The sequence below is a fragment of the Microvirga yunnanensis genome, from assembly GCF_025460875.1.
Genome location: NZ_JAMXFI010000035.1, coordinates 38,187 through 53,766, shown reverse-complemented (window position 1 = coordinate 53,766; position 15,580 = coordinate 38,187). Strand labels below are relative to the sequence as shown.

The following is a 15,580-nucleotide window of genomic DNA, read 5'->3' as shown; positions in this document are numbered from 1 at the left end:
ATCGGGGCAGGAGTTCAGGAGTCTCTCTTTTGACCACGCTGAAGCAATTCGAAGAAGCCCTGCGCGCCCAAGGCATGAATATGGCCCTGGCCATTCTCGAGAAGATGCGCAAGGAAGACAAGAAGACGAGGTCGATCGCACCGGCTCGTCGGGTGTTCGGGCGCAAGATGACCCCGGAGCTCGCCCGCAAAATCCTCGAGCTTCATGGCACTACGGACATGACCCAGCAGGAGATCGCCTTTCAGCTCGGGATCAATCAGGGTCGGGTGAATGAAGTGGTCAAGCGCGGCAAATGGCTGACGGAAGATCCGCAGTCTGAGGAAGCCCAATCGCGAGACGAGGCGAAGGCTCGCATGAAGCGCATGCAATCCGAGGATACGCCCATCCCGCGCAAGCAGCCGGTTGCTGCGAATGCCGAGGAAGCGCCAAAGAAGCCGAAGCCGAAAACGCGCAACACTGCACAGCTGTCGATCGAAGATTTTCTATGATCCTGAACGACTAAATGGAATCTTGTATCAGCGGGAGCCTGCCCCGCTGGTGACGATCAGGTCAAGCCGCTCTAAATCAGTATGGTGCATCAGCAGCACGCCGTTCTTGTAGGCGAGTTGATGGGCGGATTTGGTGTAGACCGAGTTTGTGACCACCACAGCATAAGGCGCATCCTGGAAGGCCGCAGCGGCATAGGCTTCCTGAACAGCCTTGTTGCCGACAGTCCCGTTGTAAAACTTGCACTGGATGACAACGCGTTTACCGTCCTTCTCGGCGATGATATCGGCACCCTGGTCGCCTGATCCGGGAGTGAGCGCTGCATGCCAGCCCGCTTCGTGTAGGACGTCCCGACAGTAGAGCTCAAACTCCCTGCCAGTCATTGCCTCATCGAATTCGATCGCTGGATTGGCCGGCTGGTGTCTATCAATGATCCGGTTGATGCGCGTTCTGAGGCGGCCGGCGTGCCTCTTTGGGTCTTGTGCCAGGAGATGCTCAATCTTCCTGCGCTGAAACTCTGGCAGAAGCGTCTTCTTGATGAACGTATTGAGGTGCTTCTCCCAGGCCACTTCGGAGATGTTCCCATACTCGTCGGGCGAAAGCATATGGGCACGTTTAGTCGCGAGGGTGCGGACATGCTTCAGCGCTGCCCGATCTGTCAGATCATAGATTAGCAGAACAGAGTGAACCTTAGTCAGACGCAAGAACAGGAGCACCCCGAGCCCGGCCCAGGCAGCTACGGGGTGTAAATATAAGCCCACGCTGAACAGGAGGAGCCGCACAGCGCTGAACGCCTTATGCCTCCAGAGGTAGCGAAATATTCCCTTTACCGTGCCGAATGCCGATCATTACGATGATTGCCAAGCATTTTCGATAGATGAGCAGGGTTACCAGCGGCTTCGCACCGTGCTCAATCGTAGGGAACTCACAGGAACATTTCGAAGCTACTGCCTGGTAATCCGGGTCCGGTCGAGGATTTGACCGGCGAACTCCCGCAACTCCTCGGCAGTGCTGCCTTCATCTCGCTGGATGACGAAGAGCCCTGTATGGAGCAAAATCATCAACTCCCGAGCCTGCCGTACTTCACCGTCGGCAGCCGGCATGACTTCAGCCATCTTGGCTCTCATGACAGCGGCATCGCGATCGAGGATTTCCATAAGACGGGTGGTCACTGCGACTCCTCCCAGTGGTGGGCGGTAAGTTTCGGCTTTTAGCTTAAATAGCCCACCGCAGGAGATTGGTAGAGCGATGAGCGGCAAGGTCCAATCACTCTGGCTTGACGCCAAGCGCAATGCAGTAGCCGTAATACGCATGTTCCCCTGCTTTATGGTAGATTTCTGCAATCTCCCCTTCTTGCGCCGGTCGAGGGCGAAACGGGAGCCGGTGCGCTGCAGGCGAAGGTAGGCGAGCGGGCAGGCGTCGAGTTTGACGGTCTTCTGCAAGCGAGGGAACTCCTCGGTGGACATTTCTTCCGAGTAGCCGTCCCGGCCCATGAACATCACGAACACTTTGCGGTGCTCGTTGATGAACCGCTCGTCGCGGAGAAATGCATGAGGCGGTGTTTCTGGCATAGGGGATCTCCATTGCGGCAGGCGCAATGGAAAAAGCCGCCCCGAAACGGAGCGGCTTGTTGTGAAGGCGGAGCAATCCGCAAACGTGAAGGGTCTTAGACCTGCTGCAGGTTCGTCGCGGACTCTTTTCCTGAGCGACGGTCCTGTTCAATCTCGTAGGAGATCTTCTGCCCGTCCTGCAGGCTGCGAAGGCCTGCACGCTCTACGGCTGAAATATGAACGAACACGTCCTTGCCGCCATTATCCGGCTGGATGAAGCCGTATCCCTTGGTCTCATTGAACCACTTAACCGTGCCAGTCGCCATTCTCGTCCCTAGTCTCTAGTCGTTTCCTCTAGCGGAGCGTCATATTCCGCCCCCTGTGACAGGTCCGTCACCCGAAGGAGGCTAGTTGGGCAGGGGAACCATGGCAATAACGTGACGAGATTAGGATTAACTTTTCTTCGGATGCCGCGGCTGCTCCTGGCCGGTGACGTCTGCCCAGAACTGATCAGCTCGCCCCTCGAAGGTGTTCGGGCCACGGCTGTCGCTCTGGTAAAACTGGCCAGTTGCGATGCCTGGCGCATATTCCTGATCCACCCATCCTTTCGCATCGTCGTGGGGGAACACATACCCGCCATAGCTATGAAGCGTCTTCGCACTGGCATAGTGGGTGTCGCGTAGGTGCAACGGCACTGGGATCGGAGGAGCGGATTGCACATAGGCCATCGCCTGTCCAATGCCGCGGCATACCAAGTTCGACTTCGGAGCCCGGCAGATGTGCAGAGCTGCATGGGCTAGCACGATCTGAGGGCACCGTCAGGTTAACGCGACAGTGACTGAACCTAAGCACAATCGGGGGATAGAACCGACCCGTCATCCCCGCTATGTCCGTCACCGCTTTCCGGCGGAAGTGATCAGCCACGCTGTGTGGCTCTACTTTCGATTCCCGTTGAGCCTGCGGATGGTCGAGGAGATGTTGGCCGCCCGAGGGATCCTGGTCAGCCATGAGACGGTGCGGCAATGGGCCCTGAAGTTCGGTCAGGGCTTCGCGAACCAGATCCGTCGGCGTATTCCGGATATCGGAGACAAGTGGCACCTCGACGAGGTAGTGATCAGCATCGCCGGCAAGAAGCATTGGCTGTGGCGTGCTGTCGATCAGCACGGGGCCGTGCTCGACATTCTGGTTCAGAGCCGCCGTGATACAAAAGCCGCCAAGCGCCTGTTGCGCAAGCTGCTCAAGAAGCAAGGCGTCGCACCGCGGGTGATGATCACCGACAAACTTGCCAGCTATGGCGTGGCGAAGCGAGAGATCATGCCCGGTGTCGAGCATCGCCAACACCGCGGATTGAACAATCGTGCCGAGAACAGCCATCAGCCCTCCCGACGGCGAGAGCGGATTATGAAGCGCTTCAAGTCAGCTGGTCAGGCCCAACGCTTCCTTTCGGTTCATGATCAAGTGGCAAACCTCTTCCGCCACCCTGCTAACACCGGTGCCGCTGATCGTCGCCTTGCCCGCGCTCGGGCGTTCCAGGCCTGGGCCGAGATAACCGGCGCCGTGACTGTCGCCTGATCCAGCCTCGAACGAGGATTAGTCGATCCTTCTCCGATAACTTGACGGTGCCCCATGTTGTTCGGCACCTGTGCTCGTTTCGATACAGCCAAAGCGCTGCACATCAGGCATATTGGTCGCGTCCTTGAAGGAACGGCTGGGGGGCCGGATCTCCCTGGAAGGGAAGCGCCTCTGCCCTGCACGAGGCGCTTCCCTTGCCCGGCCTCGTTGATCTCGAACACTCACGTTTCTCGCCAGGACCAAGTCAGGCCTACTCTCTCAGCTCTATCCTAGAAGCAGGACCATCCCAGATCCTCTGCAGTTGCATCGCAGATCCGGGATGCGAGCACGGCAGCGTCTACGGCTCGGATTGGCGCCTCAGCGACAATTGGACACCAGCCGCAGGACAGATTAATGGAGGCGCCGCATGCCCCAGTCAGCAGCGCATTGCTTTGAAACCCCGTCCTTGCGCCCTGTCTTGATGAAGCGACCTGTCGTCAAAGGCTGCGGACTATCGATCTCTTGCTGACGGCCGCTGCTGCATCGGCGGCAATTGCTGCTGTTGTTCTCTGTGCTCAGCTGCCCTAGAAGCGTGCATCAGTGATTGAGCCAAGTCTCTGAAGGTGACACAGCTTTCTGCCTGGACGCCGGATAACCACTCATCCAGAACTTGACACCTGAAGGTAACCGGAGCCTCTGCAATGGTCGATGTTGTCACCCCATCTCGGCGAACCAAGAGCGATGCCAGGCTGCGCACCCTCGTGCTGATCTCGGCGGCCCATTGGGTCAGTCACTTTCATATGCTTGTGTTGCCGATGCTGTTTCCGTTTCTCAAGACGGCTCTCAACATCGACTATATTGATCTGGGCTTTGCGCTGACAGTGTTCGCAGTTGTCTCAGCGCTCACCCAGGCGCCAGTGGGCTATCTGGTTGATCACTTTGGCGCGCGCAGGATTCTTCTGCTAGGGCTTTGCCTTGGCGGGGCCTCGCTGGCCCTCATCGGAATACATCTGAGCTACCCAATCCTGATCACAAGTGCGATTCTGCTCGGACTCGCCAATAGCGTCTACCACCCCGCGGACTACGCAATTCTCGACGCCCATATGGATGGGGCACGGATGGGCCGCGCCTTTTCGATCCACACCTTTGCTGGCTATCTCGGCGGTGCGATGGCACCCATGATTGTTGCGGCGCTGATGACATCGCTCGGCGGCGTCACCGCACTGGTAGTATGCGGTGTGGTCGGACCGCTCGTGGCGGTTTTGCTGCTGGTATTCGGTGTTCCGGAGGCAGGGGCAAATCGCCGGAAGGCTGGAAGTGGCCACACATTGCAGCAGTCCATCATCACGCCGGTGCTCATCATGCTGACCATCTTCTTCATGCTGCTCGGCCTTTCCACCTCCGGCATCAGCAGTTTCGGCGTCGTGGCGCTGATGAATGGCTTTAGCGCCTCATTCTCGACGGCCAATGTCGCACTGACGGCCTATCTTGCGGCAAGCGCGATAGGCGTACTCGCCGGCGGGTTCTTGGCCGATCGCACGGATCGACACTCCCACGTCGCTGTGTTTTGCTTTGCCATCAATGCTGCAGTCTTACTGTTGATTGCATTGGTAGCGCTGCCGTCTACGCTGCTCACGACGACCATGGCCATCGCGGGCTTTCTTGGCGGGATGATCGCGCCATCGCGCGACATGCTTGTCCGTAAGGCCGCGCCAGAGGGCGGGGCAGGGCGCGCCTTCGGCATTGTCTCGACTGGGTTCAATTTCAGCGGCATCTTGAGCCCACTGCTGTTCGGCTGGCTTATGGACCAAGGCCTGCCGCGCTGGGTGTTCATCATCTCCGCACTTTTCATGGCACTCACGGTCGTGCTCACGCTCTTCACCGAGCGTAAAAGAGAGCCGGATGACGCCCGCGTGGGGGCCGCATGATGCGGGCCATTGAGTAATGGCTACCGGCAAAAGCCAGTCAGAGCGGCGTCATGAGGTTGTCATCGAGCCGTTTTAGGTAAGCCCGGTGGCCTGTTGGCCTGAGGGACAAGGACCGGCACCGATGCGCTGACATCCTGGTCGCCTCAACCAGCGCGACAATTGCGGCCGGTGGTCCAGGAACCTTTCTGGCTCCCGCTCGGGCAAGAGCGTAGCGCCATCCTCCGACACGCTGGGATAATCATCGAACGAGATTGTCGTCGCCTCACGGCGGGGCCTTTTTGACTTCTGCTGACGTGGGCAGGAAAGCCCATGCTTCTGACGATCTCACTTGCCCCAGATACCTCACAAGAGTGATACAAAATCCCTTCTGCCTGGGGTAAGGCATGTTCCAGATGCTGTGCACCAAGATTCTAATGACGGTGCCAGCTTCGGGGATCCTCATGTCATCCATTCAGTTCCTGGCTCCAGCCAGAGCACCCGCGCGGGAATGCACTTACAACCTGTTCCGCAACCGGCGGCGGCCGGATCTCGTCTGTGCCGTGCCGGAGGATCGTCCGGTGCCCGGATTTCTTGTTCCGGACGAGTGGAGATTTGAGCGGGCGCTGCGGCCGTTGGACATGAGCCCTGCGGGTTTCGAGAACCGCGCCGCCCAGGCCGGGGTGCGGTTCAACGGGTTCTACCTGTTCCAGATCACAGACGCGCGCGGAACTGGCAGCGTAGTCCAAAGGTCCTGCGTCTGCTCAAGCAACCGAACTCGACCAGCCAGGGGAGGCTGCATGGATGTGACAATCTGCAAGTTCGCCAGATCAGCTCCCCAACAACGCTACTGGCACATCCGCGATATGGGTTAATTGCTCAAGGAGTGCTCTGAAGAAGTCGTGGCGCAAAAGTTGTCTGAGAACTGATTAACCTCTTGCAAACTTCAAGTGCCGCATCTTATGTGCCATGAATATCGCCCTTCTTCGCACAATATCCTCGGTCACGATCTTTCCCATCTTATAGTCAGCATATGAAATGAAGCGGAACACCAAGCCCTTTTCTGTCGAGATCAAGAAACCCCGCGTTCAGAGTCAGCATCCTCACCTTCCGCCCAAGCGCCTGTTTGAGCTGACATCGGTTGAGCCAGCCGAACTCGTCCAGAAGGAAGACGCTCAAGCGATGAAAGAGTCAGCTCCTGCTCCTCGCATTCTACCGAGCATCGTCGAGCCTGCTTGGAACAGCCCGGAGCCTGTCGGCCGCCAGCGTTCTTTACAGGACGACAATCAGGAGCAGATGGAACTCGATTGGCCTGCAGCCTCATCAGAGGCCCCAGTAGAGTCACCCTTGGCTGTGCTGGTAATCGTGGGAGCGGTGTCACAGGCTGACACATCTGCCGCTCGCGAGGATAAGGCGCCCATCCACGAGCTTCAGGCAGCGCCGGGTAAACGTTCCAAGAAGGAGCGGAAGCCTCGGCAGAAGAAGCCCGGAGCCGTTGAACGGGCGATGCAGTCTGAATCAACATCACAACCGGAGCGGGTGCCAGAACCAGTGGCGCTTGAGATTTCGATACCGCCTTCAGCGGCAGCGCTTCAGCGCAGGCGGACGAAGCGACTGGCCAAAGCCGCGCAACTTCCGCGCTCTGAGCGTTGGAAGCGGCGCCTCCATCCAGCGTCTCGATAAGGTGAGCAGAAGCAGGGGTGATGGTTGGCCAGGAATGCTCCTGACGGGACGAGCCCTCAGCGCATCGAAGTTCGAGACACTCTGCGCTCGACCACGACTGGTGTCCGGCGCGTCGTGGATTGCACTTGGACGGACAGGCGGCGAGAGATCTGGGTCTTGGCGGATCTGATTGTCAGAAGTGCGGCTTTGACCTCCGCCTCGGGCAACCACCCCATCAGGCTCGCGGCAACAGCGGCGTGGTCATCATTGACATCGGTCAGGCCCTGCGCGGCGAAGATTGCCTCTTCCAGAGTAGGAGGGTCGAAGTGGATCGACGTCCGGATGCTTGTCGGCTTCTTGGGTGCTGGCATCAATAGGGCTTCCAACAGACTAATTCAGAGCATTGCATAATGCGACGCATTCAAGCTCAAACGACGAACGCCCGCCGGAGAGGCGGGCGATTGCTTGACCCTACGCCGTACGGCGGCTTACGCGAAGGGGCCTTCGCGAGCGACGCGGGCGATATCGAAACGGACAATGCCCAGATCGGCAAGTTCACGATCCAACAGTTCCGACAGTTCCCGCACGGTCTGGCGATAGAGATTCTAGGCGCGGATCTTGGATAGGATGTAAGTAACGAACATGGAGTTCCCCCAGCAGGTGGCTGGTCACCACGACCAGCGAACATCGCTCTTGTTGCAATGCGGCATGTAGGGATGCACGGGTGCTTTGAGGAGCGGAAATTCCTGGGGGCTGTTATGCCTTAGTAGCATCTTAATCGACCTAACAATGGGGACATCTGCGACAGAATCAGGGCAACCTCGGCTTTGATTCACATACGGCCAAGGTGAAGAGATACCAACTGAGCAAGCCCTTCGATATTGCAGCCTGCGTTCTCAATAACGAACAAATTGTTTGACAAACAACCCGGTCCATTTTAGCTAGCTCGGGCCTGTCTCCGACGAGCCATGAGCAGAGTGTTAATCCGCGTTCGCGCGCAACAGGCAGCGCTTCTCGCCGGATGCGGGATTGAGCCGCTAGCCATACAGGAGGCTAAGTATGCCCACGATTGGCCCTTCCCGCCGCGTTGTTGTCGCGGCTTCGTTCTTAGTCGCCTCCGTGTTCGGCCTCTCCAGTTCCTCGCAGGCAAATGACGAGCCCATCCGCATCGGAATCCTAGCACCATTCACTGGCACCGGAGGTCCCTACGGTAAGGAGATCGAGGAGGCGGCTCGCGCTGCCGCCGTGGTCATCAACGATGCGGGTGGGGTTCTGGGCCGGAAGCTCGAACTCGTGGCCGCGGATGACGAGTCGGTTCCGACCTCCGGTGTGGCAGCGGCCCGCAAGCTCATCGATGTAGACAAAGTGGTCGCCATCTCGGGCGTGTGGAGCAGCGCGGTTGTTCTGGCCGTTAAACCAATTGCGGTTGAGAAGGGTGTGGCGCTCACGACAGTCGGATCCGCCGACGAAATCACCCAAGGCGACAACAAGGGGCTTGTGTGGCGCTTCCAGACAAATGGCAAGGACTGGGGAGCGGCCTTTGCCAAGGCTATGGCGAAGGATGGCATCAAGACAGCTTCCATCATGGTGCTGCAGACCCCCTTCACCCTCAGCACGATCGAGCCGTTCCGCAAGGCCTTTTCCGAGGCTGGTGGCACGGTGCTCGATCAGGTGGCTTTCAACCCCAATCAACCCTCCTACCGCGTCGAGGTGGAGCGGATCTTCTCCAAGGAGCCTGATGCCGTCTTCGTGGCAGCCTATGTGAATGAGCTCAGCGCCATTGCGAAAGAGACATTCCGCAGCGGCTATGACAGCACCGTCTATGCCTACAGCAACGCAGCCGACAGCAACGGAAAATTCGTCGAGAACGTGGGCAAGGAGGTCGCTGAGGGCATCGTCCACACCCAGCACGTGCCGATAGCGAAATCCGCCGCCTATAGCCGCTATCTCAAGCAGGTCAACAAACCTGAGGGCACCGTCGCAACCTATGGGGGGCAGGTGTTCGACCAGATCGTGATGCTGGCGCTGGCCATGGAAAAGGCGAAGAGTACCAATGCTCTCGATTTTGGACGTGAGTTTCCCGGACTCGTGAATGCGGATGCTCCCTCCATTGGGGAGCCGGCCGAGGCACTGAAGGCCATTCGCGAAGGCAAGGCCTTCCGCTATTCAGGTGCGGCCTCCGATTTCCGCTTCGCACCCAACGGCGATCAAACTAACCTGACATACGGCCACTTCCGGATTGAGAATGGGGTGAGTAAGCTCGTCGGCGAGATCCGGTAGCCCATGCTCGAAGCACGGAACGTCCGGGTCGTCTTCGGGGGCTTCCAGGCGTTGGATGGCGCTTCGGTACGACTGCCAGCGGGATTCGTGACCGGGATCATCGGTCCGAATGGGGCCGGTAAGTCGACACTGTTCGGTGTTTTGGCTGGAGCAGTGGAGACCGCCTCGGGCGAGGTGCTGCTCGAGGGGCGGTCTGTGGCCCGACACGGTCCCGCGTGGCGGGCGCGACACGGGTTGACCCGTACCTTCCAGCTCTCGAGGGAACTGGCGGCTCTCAGTGTGCTGGAGAACGTGCTGCTGGCGCGCCCCAAGGCTCCAGGCGAGGGGGTGTTCAGCGCTCTGTTCTCCCGCTCGGCCATGCGGGCCGCTGAGGAAGTTGCGATCGAGAAGGCCCGCAACCTGCTGGCGCGTGTGGACCTTTGGCGCCTTGCCAATGCGCCCGCCGGAGCGCTCTCGGGCGGGCAGAAGAAGCTGCTTGAGCTCTGCCGGGCGCTGATGCTCGACCCACGCATTGTGCTGCTGGACGAGCCCAGCGCGGGCGTTAACCCGACCCGCATCAGCGAGATCACCGAATTCATCCGCACCCTGCAGCAGGAGGGCATGAGCTTCGGCATGGTGGAGCACAACATGGATATGATCCGCTCCCTCTGCGATCACGTCTACGTGCTGGCCGAGGGGAGGGTGCTCACGGAGGGTCGTTTCGACGACGTGGTCAACAATCCGCAAGTGGCTTCTGCCTATTTGGGAAGCCAGCCATGAGCCAGGACGCAACAGGACTCGTATTGCGCGAAGTTCATGCCGGCTATGGTGGTCAGCCAATCTTGCACGGAGTTAGCATGACCCTTCGCAAGGGCGAGCGGAAGGTGGTCATCGGGCCGAACGGATCCGGCAAGTCGACCTTGATGAAAACCGCTGTCGGACTGTTGCGGCCTCTGTCCGGCCAAATCCTGCTGAACGGCCAGGACGTCACAGCCCTCGGAGCGTCGGAGCGAGCGCGACGAGGCCTGACCTATGTGCCACAGGAAGCCAATGTCTTCCGCAACATGTCGGTGCTCGAGAACCTGCGCATCGGTCATGAGTTTATTGCGCCACGCGGAGGTCCCGTCTTCGACAGCCGGTTGGAAGAGGTGCTTAGGTTGTTCCCAGAGATTCGCCCGAAGCTCGGTACCGCGGCGGGGCACCTCAGCGGCGGGCAGCGGCAGATGGTGGCGATGGCGGCCGCACTGATGCCGGATCCGACGGTACTGGCGCTTGATGAACCATCCGCTGGTCTTTCCCCGCGCAATGCGGAACTGCTGTTTGAAATCATCCACCGCATCGCCGATTCAGGCGTCACTCTGCTGTTGATCGAACAGAACACCCGCTTGGGACTGGGCGTTGCCGACAACGGTGTCGTGCTGGTGGCCGGGCAATTGCGTCTGGCGGCAGGCGCAGCGGACATCCTGGCCGATGAGAACATCCGCCGGCTCTATCTGGGAGGAGTTTGATGTTACAACTTCTTCTCAACGGCGTGGTCACCGGCCTGCTGCTGTCGCTGCCGGCGCTCGCCCTCTCCCTGTCCTTCAGTGTGCTGCGTTTCGCCAACTATGCGATCGGCTCTTATCTTACCTGTGGCGCGTACCTTGTTTATTTGTTCAATGTCCTGTTCGGATGGCCTTTGTGGATCGCGGCCAGCATTGGTGCACTTGGGCTTGCCACGCTCACTGTGGCTATCGACTACCTGGCGTACCGCCCGCTTCGCAACCGTTCGGGCGTGACGCTCCTGGTCGCCTCCATGGGGGTGGCAATCGCGCTTGAGAACCTTGTTCGCCTCTTTGCCGGCAATTCTCCACGTAGCTTCGACATTGCGGTCGCGCGGCCGCTGCGGTTCGGCGGCCTTCGCCTTAACTACGAACAACTCACAATCCTCATCACGGTACTGACAGCGTTGGCGCTGGTGTGGATCATCTTCCGCTTAACTCGCCTCGGACGGGCCATGCGGGCTGTCGCCGACAACCCTGATCTGGCAGCCGTACGTGGCATCAGTCGAGGGCAAGTGGTGGCCAGCGTCTGGATCATCTCGGGTGTGCTCACTGCGATTGCCGGCGTGCTGGTCGGACTCGATGCCAACATTGAGCCGCAGATGGGGTGGAATTACCTGTTACCTGTCTTCACTGCTGCCATTCTCGGCGGCATCGCGAGCCCTATGGCGGCCGTGGCTGGTGCGTTGACGATCGGCATTGCCGAAGAGTTGGCGACCCTTGTCATGGCGCCACACTATCGCATGATCGTCGCCTTTCTGATCATGGCCACGTTGCTACTGGTACGGCCCTGGGGGCTGTTCGGAACGCGTTGGGTCACAAGATGACAGCCTATCTCATTGCCACTCTCACGCTTGTGGCCATTACGGCTCTCACTGGGCTAGCCCTCAACCTGCAATGGGGGATGGGCGGGCTGGTCAACTTCGGTCTGTTCGGCTTTTATATGCTGGGTGCGTATATATGCGGCTTGCTCACCGTGCAGGGTGTGCCGCCGCTTGTCTCGCTTGTAGGCGCTATGGTCGGTGTGGCGCTCCTCAGCGCGCTCGTCAGTCTGATCTCCGTGCGGCTGTCTGAGGATTACCTGGCAATCGTCACGCTCGGCTTCGCAGAATGTCTGCGCCTCTTCATAAGTTACGAGGAATGGCTCACCAGGGGTACGCTCGGCGTCGCCGGCATTGAGCGTCCCTTTCAGGGACTGGTGCCGGCACACCTGGTGGATAGGGCCTTCCTGGCCTTCACGCTTATAGCCGTGGCTCTCGTCTATGGTGCACTGCAGGCTCTGGCCTTTTCGCCGTTCGGCCGCTTGGTGCGAGCCACTCGAGAGGATCCCGCTGTGGTGGAGGCCTTGGGGAAGTCCGTCCTGACAGTACGCTTCAAGGTGTTCGCAGTGGGCGGGGCCATTCTCGGCCTTGCAGGAAGTCTGCACGCTTTCTACTACACGTATATCGATCCCACGCAGTTTAGCCCCATCATTACGGCCTATGCGTTCATGGCGGTTGTGATTGGCGGGCGCGGCAGCAATCGCGGCGTCCTGATCAGCGCGTTCACGCTCATTCTGGTGCTGGAGGGCAGCCGGTTCCTCGTGGATTGGGTGCCTCATCTCGGTAGCAGCGAACTTGCAGCAGTTCGTCTGATCCTCGTGGGAGGAGGGCTGGTCCTTCTGCTCATCATCAAGCCGAACGGTTTCGGGAAAGAACCCCGCTCTGCGGAAGCAGAAATCCGTTCCTCCACATCAACTTGACATTCTGGAGACTCCTTATGGCACGCGCACCCGTCAAAACCCGAGAGGATCTGCCTGAGCACCTGCGTGAACTCTGGGACCGCATGGTGACTTATGGTCCCTTCGAAAATCAGGCTGGCGTCATGGCCAACCGACTGCCGATTTTTGAGCACACCTGGCGACTGCTCACGCAGCTTTCGACGGAGGCTGTGCTCCCGAAGCGCTATCTGGAGTTAGCCATTGTAGCGGTCTCCTTGGTGAACCAGTGCGACTTCTGTGTGGCGCAGCATGGCCCCAAGCTTGAAGTGGAGGGGATCTCGCGCGACGGCGCACAGGCACTCCTTGATTGGCAGAGTCACCCCGAGTTGACCGATGTCGACAAACTCGTGGTGGAATACTCCATCGCAGTCACCAGCAATTGGCACCGCATCCGTGACGCAATGTTCGAACGGCTACGGACGCATTTCAGCGAGGCTCAGATTGTGGAACTCACTTGGCGTATCGCCTTGTGTGGTGCCTTCAACCGCTTCAACGATGTGCTACAGGTTGAGGTTGTGGAGGAACCTAGTTTGTCCGGTTCTGTCCCGTCAGTCGCATCCAATTAGGAAGCCAGTCTGTCAGTTGGCGGACCATCATGGCGCTTCTTTGAACCACCTGGGATTGGCCTGCCATCTGCCAGAAATGCTGACGAGAATGCATCGGCGCGTATGCATGCTGCCAACTTGGAGGGCAATCTGAGGCCCATTCAGTTGCGCATTTAAGTTCCATAATGTTTGTTACTGGTCTTGGACCTTGTTGCCGCAAAGTTAGAATGTCCTGATCCCGCAAACTAGGAATGTCACACTCCCCGCTTTGGGATGATGCGGTAGAATGCCGATTGGACTGATTGCGATGTGCCCTGCTTCACACCTGCTGGCTGACCAGCCACACTGGTGACAGAACTCTGTTCAAGCCATAGTCGCCAGTGCGTCTTTTGTCACTTCATATCGATACCGCTCACCCGTGAGCATCCTGCAGACCTCATCCACAGCCGTTGCGCCCTGGCGCAGATAGGTCTCGTGACTATGCCCGGCCGCGTGCGGCGCCAGGATGGCATTTGGAAGCGTGCGCAATGGACTATCGTGCGGCAGAGGCTCCTTCTCATAGACATCGAGCACCGCTGTGAACCGATTCTTGCGCAACTCTGCGATAAGGGCCTGTTCGTCTACAATGGCGCCGCGTGCCGTGTTGATGAACAGGGCACCGTCCTTGATCAAGGCAAGCTGATCCGTCCCGATCAGGTGCCGTGTTTCGGGTAGCGAGGGTACGTGCAGAGAGACGATGTCGCTCCGTCGCAAGAGGTCATCAAGGTCACACAGTTCCACATCCATCTCACGAGCTTGGGACTCCGTGAGATAAGGGTCATAGACGAGAACCCGAGCGTTGAACGCGCGGAACAGGCGCATCATCATGCGCCCGATATAGCCTGCGCCGAGCAGGCCCACCGTCTGCTCGCCGAGGAGCCGTCCGAGCAGGCGGGAGCGAAGGTCGAACCAGGGCTCGTTGCTGCGCATTCCGGCCGCGAGTTCCGCGGGATGGCGCAGGAAGGCAAGGACTTGCGCCATCACAAACTCGGACACCGCTTCGCCGATATGGATTGCGGCGTGCGTGACCTGGAGTCGTCCCTCCTCGATGGCCGTGAAGGGAATAAGGTGCCGAACGCTGCCGGCCGCATGGGCGACCAGTTTCAACGATGCCGCATGCGCCAGAAGGCCTTCGTCGAGGGGCGGAGTTCCCCAACCGGTTATCGCCGCCACGGCACCATGGACCAAGCCGGTCAGGTTCTCGGCGGTGAGCTCGCCCTCTCGAGGTGCGCGAACATTCGCAACTTCCGCCAGCCGCTTCTCGGCGGATGCGGGGATAAGCTTTGCCCGCATGTCAGGCGTCAGCAGGATCACAACCGTTGGCTTGCTTGTTGGCGACTCGCTCACGCTGTTCATGTGTCACTCTCCCTGTCCCTGGCTGACCGTCCTGCCAGCGGCAATTGAACGGTTCTCGCTAGATATTATCGGGGCTGCTCGTCGGGTCCCGGCCTGCGCCGGTCGTCCAGTCTGACCTCGGCGACCGCGTCTTCATTCTCTTCTCCGGCTAGAAACCTGTGCCGCCGTTGATCTGGACGACCTCTCCTGTCACGTATCCGGCCTGCTCCGAGGCCAGATAGAGCACCGTGCCGGCCACGTCTTCCGGTGTTCCCTCACGCCGCAGCGGCGTCCTGGCGACAGACTCGGCGCGGCCTTGCGGCGTGCTGAACGTGTCGTGGAACCGCGTGCCGATGAGCCCCGGCGCGACCCCGTTGACGCGAATACCGAGAGGGCCAACTTCCTTGGCCAGCGACCGCACCAGCGTGGCGACTGCGCCCTTGGTGGCAGCGTAATGCGAAGCCCCATGGCCGCCGCCGTCGAAGCCGGCGAGAGACGACATCAGGACGATCGAGCCGGATTGCCGAGGTTCCATGGAGCGGAGAGCGGCCTGCACCACCAGGAATGTGCTCAGAATGTTCAGGTTGATGGCTTCCTGCCAGAGTTCCAGCGTCGAGTCGACGCACCGGCTCCTTTTCAACAGCCCACCCGTATTGGCGAACAGAATATCGATGGGTCCAAGGTCGTGTTCCGTGCGCTGGACGACCTCGGAAACTTCGTCAGGCTTTGTCATATCCGCCTTTAAGGCCAGAACCTGCTTACCTTGCGATTTGTACGCCGCCTCGATCGCTCCCGCCTCCTCGGCGCTGGTCATGTACGTGAATGCCACCTTGGCTCCAGCATCCGCGAACGCGCGGGTGGTTGCGCCGCCGATCCCCGATGCGCCCCCGGTGACGAGGACGACCTTTCCTGTGAAATCCATCGCTTTCTGGTCCTTTTGCAGTGAGAG

General features: G+C 59.5%; 18 protein-coding genes. 11 read left to right on the top strand and 7 right to left on the bottom strand.

Annotated features, from left to right (window positions below; translation table 11 throughout):
• Positions 1-29: 29 nt before the first annotated feature.
• Positions 30-488, top strand: a complete 459-nt coding sequence (locus NF876_RS18425) for an RNA polymerase subunit sigma-70 (RefSeq protein ID WP_262265873.1) — start codon at positions 30-32, stop codon at positions 486-488.
• A 27-nt stretch (positions 489-515) separates the two neighbouring features.
• Here the strand turns inward: NF876_RS18425 and NF876_RS18420 are convergent, their stop codons facing one another.
• The 4 genes from NF876_RS18420 to NF876_RS18405 all read right to left on the bottom strand — a co-directional run bounded on the left by NF876_RS18420 (position 516) and on the right by NF876_RS18405 (position 2,839).
• The gene (locus NF876_RS18420) at positions 516-1,190 is read right to left on the bottom strand and encodes a restriction endonuclease (protein ID WP_262265872.1); all 675 of its coding nucleotides are present in this window, start codon (positions 1,188-1,190) and stop codon (positions 516-518) included.
• A gap of 240 nt (positions 1,191-1,430) precedes the next feature.
• Entirely contained in the window at positions 1,431-2,057 is a 627-nt protein-coding gene (locus NF876_RS18415) for a hypothetical protein (RefSeq protein ID WP_262265871.1), read from the bottom strand.
• A gap of 95 nt (positions 2,058-2,152) precedes the next feature.
• Entirely contained in the window at positions 2,153-2,362 is a 210-nt protein-coding gene (locus NF876_RS18410; RefSeq protein ID WP_036356235.1) for a cold-shock protein, read from the bottom strand.
• A gap of 126 nt (positions 2,363-2,488) precedes the next feature.
• On the bottom strand, positions 2,489-2,839 hold the full coding sequence (locus NF876_RS18405) for an AAA family ATPase (RefSeq protein WP_262265870.1): 351 nt from the start codon (positions 2,837-2,839) through the stop codon (positions 2,489-2,491).
• 58 nt (positions 2,840-2,897) lie between these two features.
• Between NF876_RS18405 and NF876_RS18400 the strand changes: the two genes are divergently transcribed.
• The 3 genes from NF876_RS18400 (at position 2,898) to NF876_RS43165 (ending at position 6,366) form a co-directional block, all read left to right on the top strand.
• Positions 2,898-3,608, top strand: coding sequence for an IS6 family transposase (locus tag NF876_RS18400; protein ID WP_262265893.1), 711 nt, complete (start codon positions 2,898-2,900; stop codon positions 3,606-3,608).
• A gap of 680 nt (positions 3,609-4,288) precedes the next feature.
• A complete protein-coding gene (locus NF876_RS18395) occupies positions 4,289-5,515 on the top strand; it encodes an MFS transporter (protein ID WP_262265869.1) in 1,227 nt (408 codons plus the stop codon).
• A 440-nt stretch (positions 5,516-5,955) separates the two neighbouring features.
• Complete coding sequence (locus NF876_RS43165; protein WP_315975050.1) at positions 5,956-6,366, top strand: hypothetical protein; 411 nt, start codon at positions 5,956-5,958, stop codon at positions 6,364-6,366.
• Positions 6,367-7,230: 864 nt separating this feature from the next.
• Here NF876_RS43165 and NF876_RS18385 read toward each other — a convergent pair.
• Positions 7,231-7,524: a hypothetical protein gene (locus NF876_RS18385; protein WP_262265868.1), complete on the bottom strand. Its 294-nt coding sequence runs from the start codon at positions 7,522-7,524 to the stop codon at positions 7,231-7,233.
• 90 nt (positions 7,525-7,614) lie between these two features.
• On the opposite strand from NF876_RS18385, the gene NF876_RS43850 reads away from it, so the two are divergent.
• The 7 genes from NF876_RS43850 (at position 7,615) to NF876_RS18350 (ending at position 13,278) form a co-directional block, all read left to right on the top strand.
• Positions 7,615-7,779: a hypothetical protein gene (locus NF876_RS43850; RefSeq protein ID WP_444860529.1), complete on the top strand. Its 165-nt coding sequence runs from the start codon at positions 7,615-7,617 to the stop codon at positions 7,777-7,779.
• Between the two features lie 433 nt (positions 7,780-8,212).
• Positions 8,213-9,433 carry an ABC transporter substrate-binding protein gene (locus tag NF876_RS18375; RefSeq protein ID WP_262265867.1) on the top strand — a complete coding sequence of 407 codons (1,221 nt, stop codon included), beginning with the start codon at positions 8,213-8,215 and terminating at the stop codon, positions 9,431-9,433.
• 3 nt (positions 9,434-9,436) lie between these two features.
• Complete coding sequence (locus NF876_RS18370; RefSeq protein WP_262265866.1) at positions 9,437-10,192, top strand: ABC transporter ATP-binding protein; 756 nt, start codon at positions 9,437-9,439, stop codon at positions 10,190-10,192.
• A complete protein-coding gene (locus NF876_RS18365) occupies positions 10,189-10,920 on the top strand; it encodes an ABC transporter ATP-binding protein (RefSeq protein ID WP_262265865.1) in 732 nt (243 codons plus the stop codon). The genes NF876_RS18370 and NF876_RS18365 overlap by 4 nt, the downstream gene beginning before the upstream one ends.
• A complete protein-coding gene (locus NF876_RS18360) occupies positions 10,920-11,780 on the top strand; it encodes a branched-chain amino acid ABC transporter permease (protein WP_262265864.1) in 861 nt (286 codons plus the stop codon). Before NF876_RS18365 ends, NF876_RS18360 begins: the two co-directional genes overlap by 1 nt.
• Entirely contained in the window at positions 11,777-12,694 is a 918-nt protein-coding gene (locus NF876_RS18355; RefSeq protein ID WP_262265863.1) for a branched-chain amino acid ABC transporter permease, read from the top strand. Before NF876_RS18360 ends, NF876_RS18355 begins: the two co-directional genes overlap by 4 nt.
• Positions 12,695-12,711: 17 nt before the next feature.
• A complete protein-coding gene (locus tag NF876_RS18350) occupies positions 12,712-13,278 on the top strand; it encodes a carboxymuconolactone decarboxylase family protein (protein ID WP_262265862.1) in 567 nt (188 codons plus the stop codon).
• A gap of 342 nt (positions 13,279-13,620) precedes the next feature.
• On the opposite strand, the gene NF876_RS18345 is transcribed toward NF876_RS18350, so the two are convergent.
• Together NF876_RS18345 and NF876_RS18340 are read right to left on the bottom strand one after the other, a co-directional pair.
• A complete protein-coding gene (locus tag NF876_RS18345) occupies positions 13,621-14,652 on the bottom strand; it encodes a hydroxyacid dehydrogenase (RefSeq protein ID WP_262270125.1) in 1,032 nt (343 codons plus the stop codon).
• Between the two features lie 148 nt (positions 14,653-14,800).
• Complete coding sequence (locus NF876_RS18340) at positions 14,801-15,553, bottom strand: SDR family NAD(P)-dependent oxidoreductase (protein WP_262265860.1); 753 nt, start codon at positions 15,551-15,553, stop codon at positions 14,801-14,803.
• Positions 15,554-15,580: the final 27 nt, after the last annotated feature.

What these genes read in the sequence shown, in the direction of transcription:
- NF876_RS18375 (WP_262265867.1), top strand. Translation starts at nt 8,213, where the DNA reads ATGCCCACGATTGGCCCTTCCCGCCGCGTTGTTGTCGCGGCTTCGTTC.
- NF876_RS18350 (WP_262265862.1), top strand. Translation starts at nt 12,712, where the DNA reads ATGGCACGCGCACCCGTCAAAACCCGAGAGGATCTGCCTGAGCACCTG.
- NF876_RS18340 (WP_262265860.1), bottom strand. Translation starts at nt 15,553, where the DNA reads ATGGATTTCACAGGAAAGGTCGTCCTCGTCACCGGGGGCGCATCGGGG.
- NF876_RS18355 (WP_262265863.1), top strand. Translation starts at nt 11,777, where the DNA reads ATGACAGCCTATCTCATTGCCACTCTCACGCTTGTGGCCATTACGGCT.
- NF876_RS18410 (WP_036356235.1), bottom strand. Translation starts at nt 2,362, where the DNA reads ATGGCGACTGGCACGGTTAAGTGGTTCAATGAGACCAAGGGATACGGC.
- NF876_RS18395 (WP_262265869.1), top strand. Translation starts at nt 4,289, where the DNA reads ATGGTCGATGTTGTCACCCCATCTCGGCGAACCAAGAGCGATGCCAGG.
- NF876_RS18365 (WP_262265865.1), top strand. Translation starts at nt 10,189, where the DNA reads ATGAGCCAGGACGCAACAGGACTCGTATTGCGCGAAGTTCATGCCGGC.
- NF876_RS43165 (WP_315975050.1), top strand. Translation starts at nt 5,956, where the DNA reads ATGTCATCCATTCAGTTCCTGGCTCCAGCCAGAGCACCCGCGCGGGAA.
- NF876_RS18415 (WP_262265871.1), bottom strand. Translation starts at nt 2,057, where the DNA reads ATGCCAGAAACACCGCCTCATGCATTTCTCCGCGACGAGCGGTTCATC.
- NF876_RS18345 (WP_262270125.1), bottom strand. Translation starts at nt 14,652, where the DNA reads ATGAACAGCGTGAGCGAGTCGCCAACAAGCAAGCCAACGGTTGTGATC.
- NF876_RS18360 (WP_262265864.1), top strand. Translation starts at nt 10,920, where the DNA reads ATGTTACAACTTCTTCTCAACGGCGTGGTCACCGGCCTGCTGCTGTCG.
- NF876_RS18385 (WP_262265868.1), bottom strand. Translation starts at nt 7,524, where the DNA reads ATGCCAGCACCCAAGAAGCCGACAAGCATCCGGACGTCGATCCACTTC.
- NF876_RS18370 (WP_262265866.1), top strand. Translation starts at nt 9,437, where the DNA reads ATGCTCGAAGCACGGAACGTCCGGGTCGTCTTCGGGGGCTTCCAGGCG.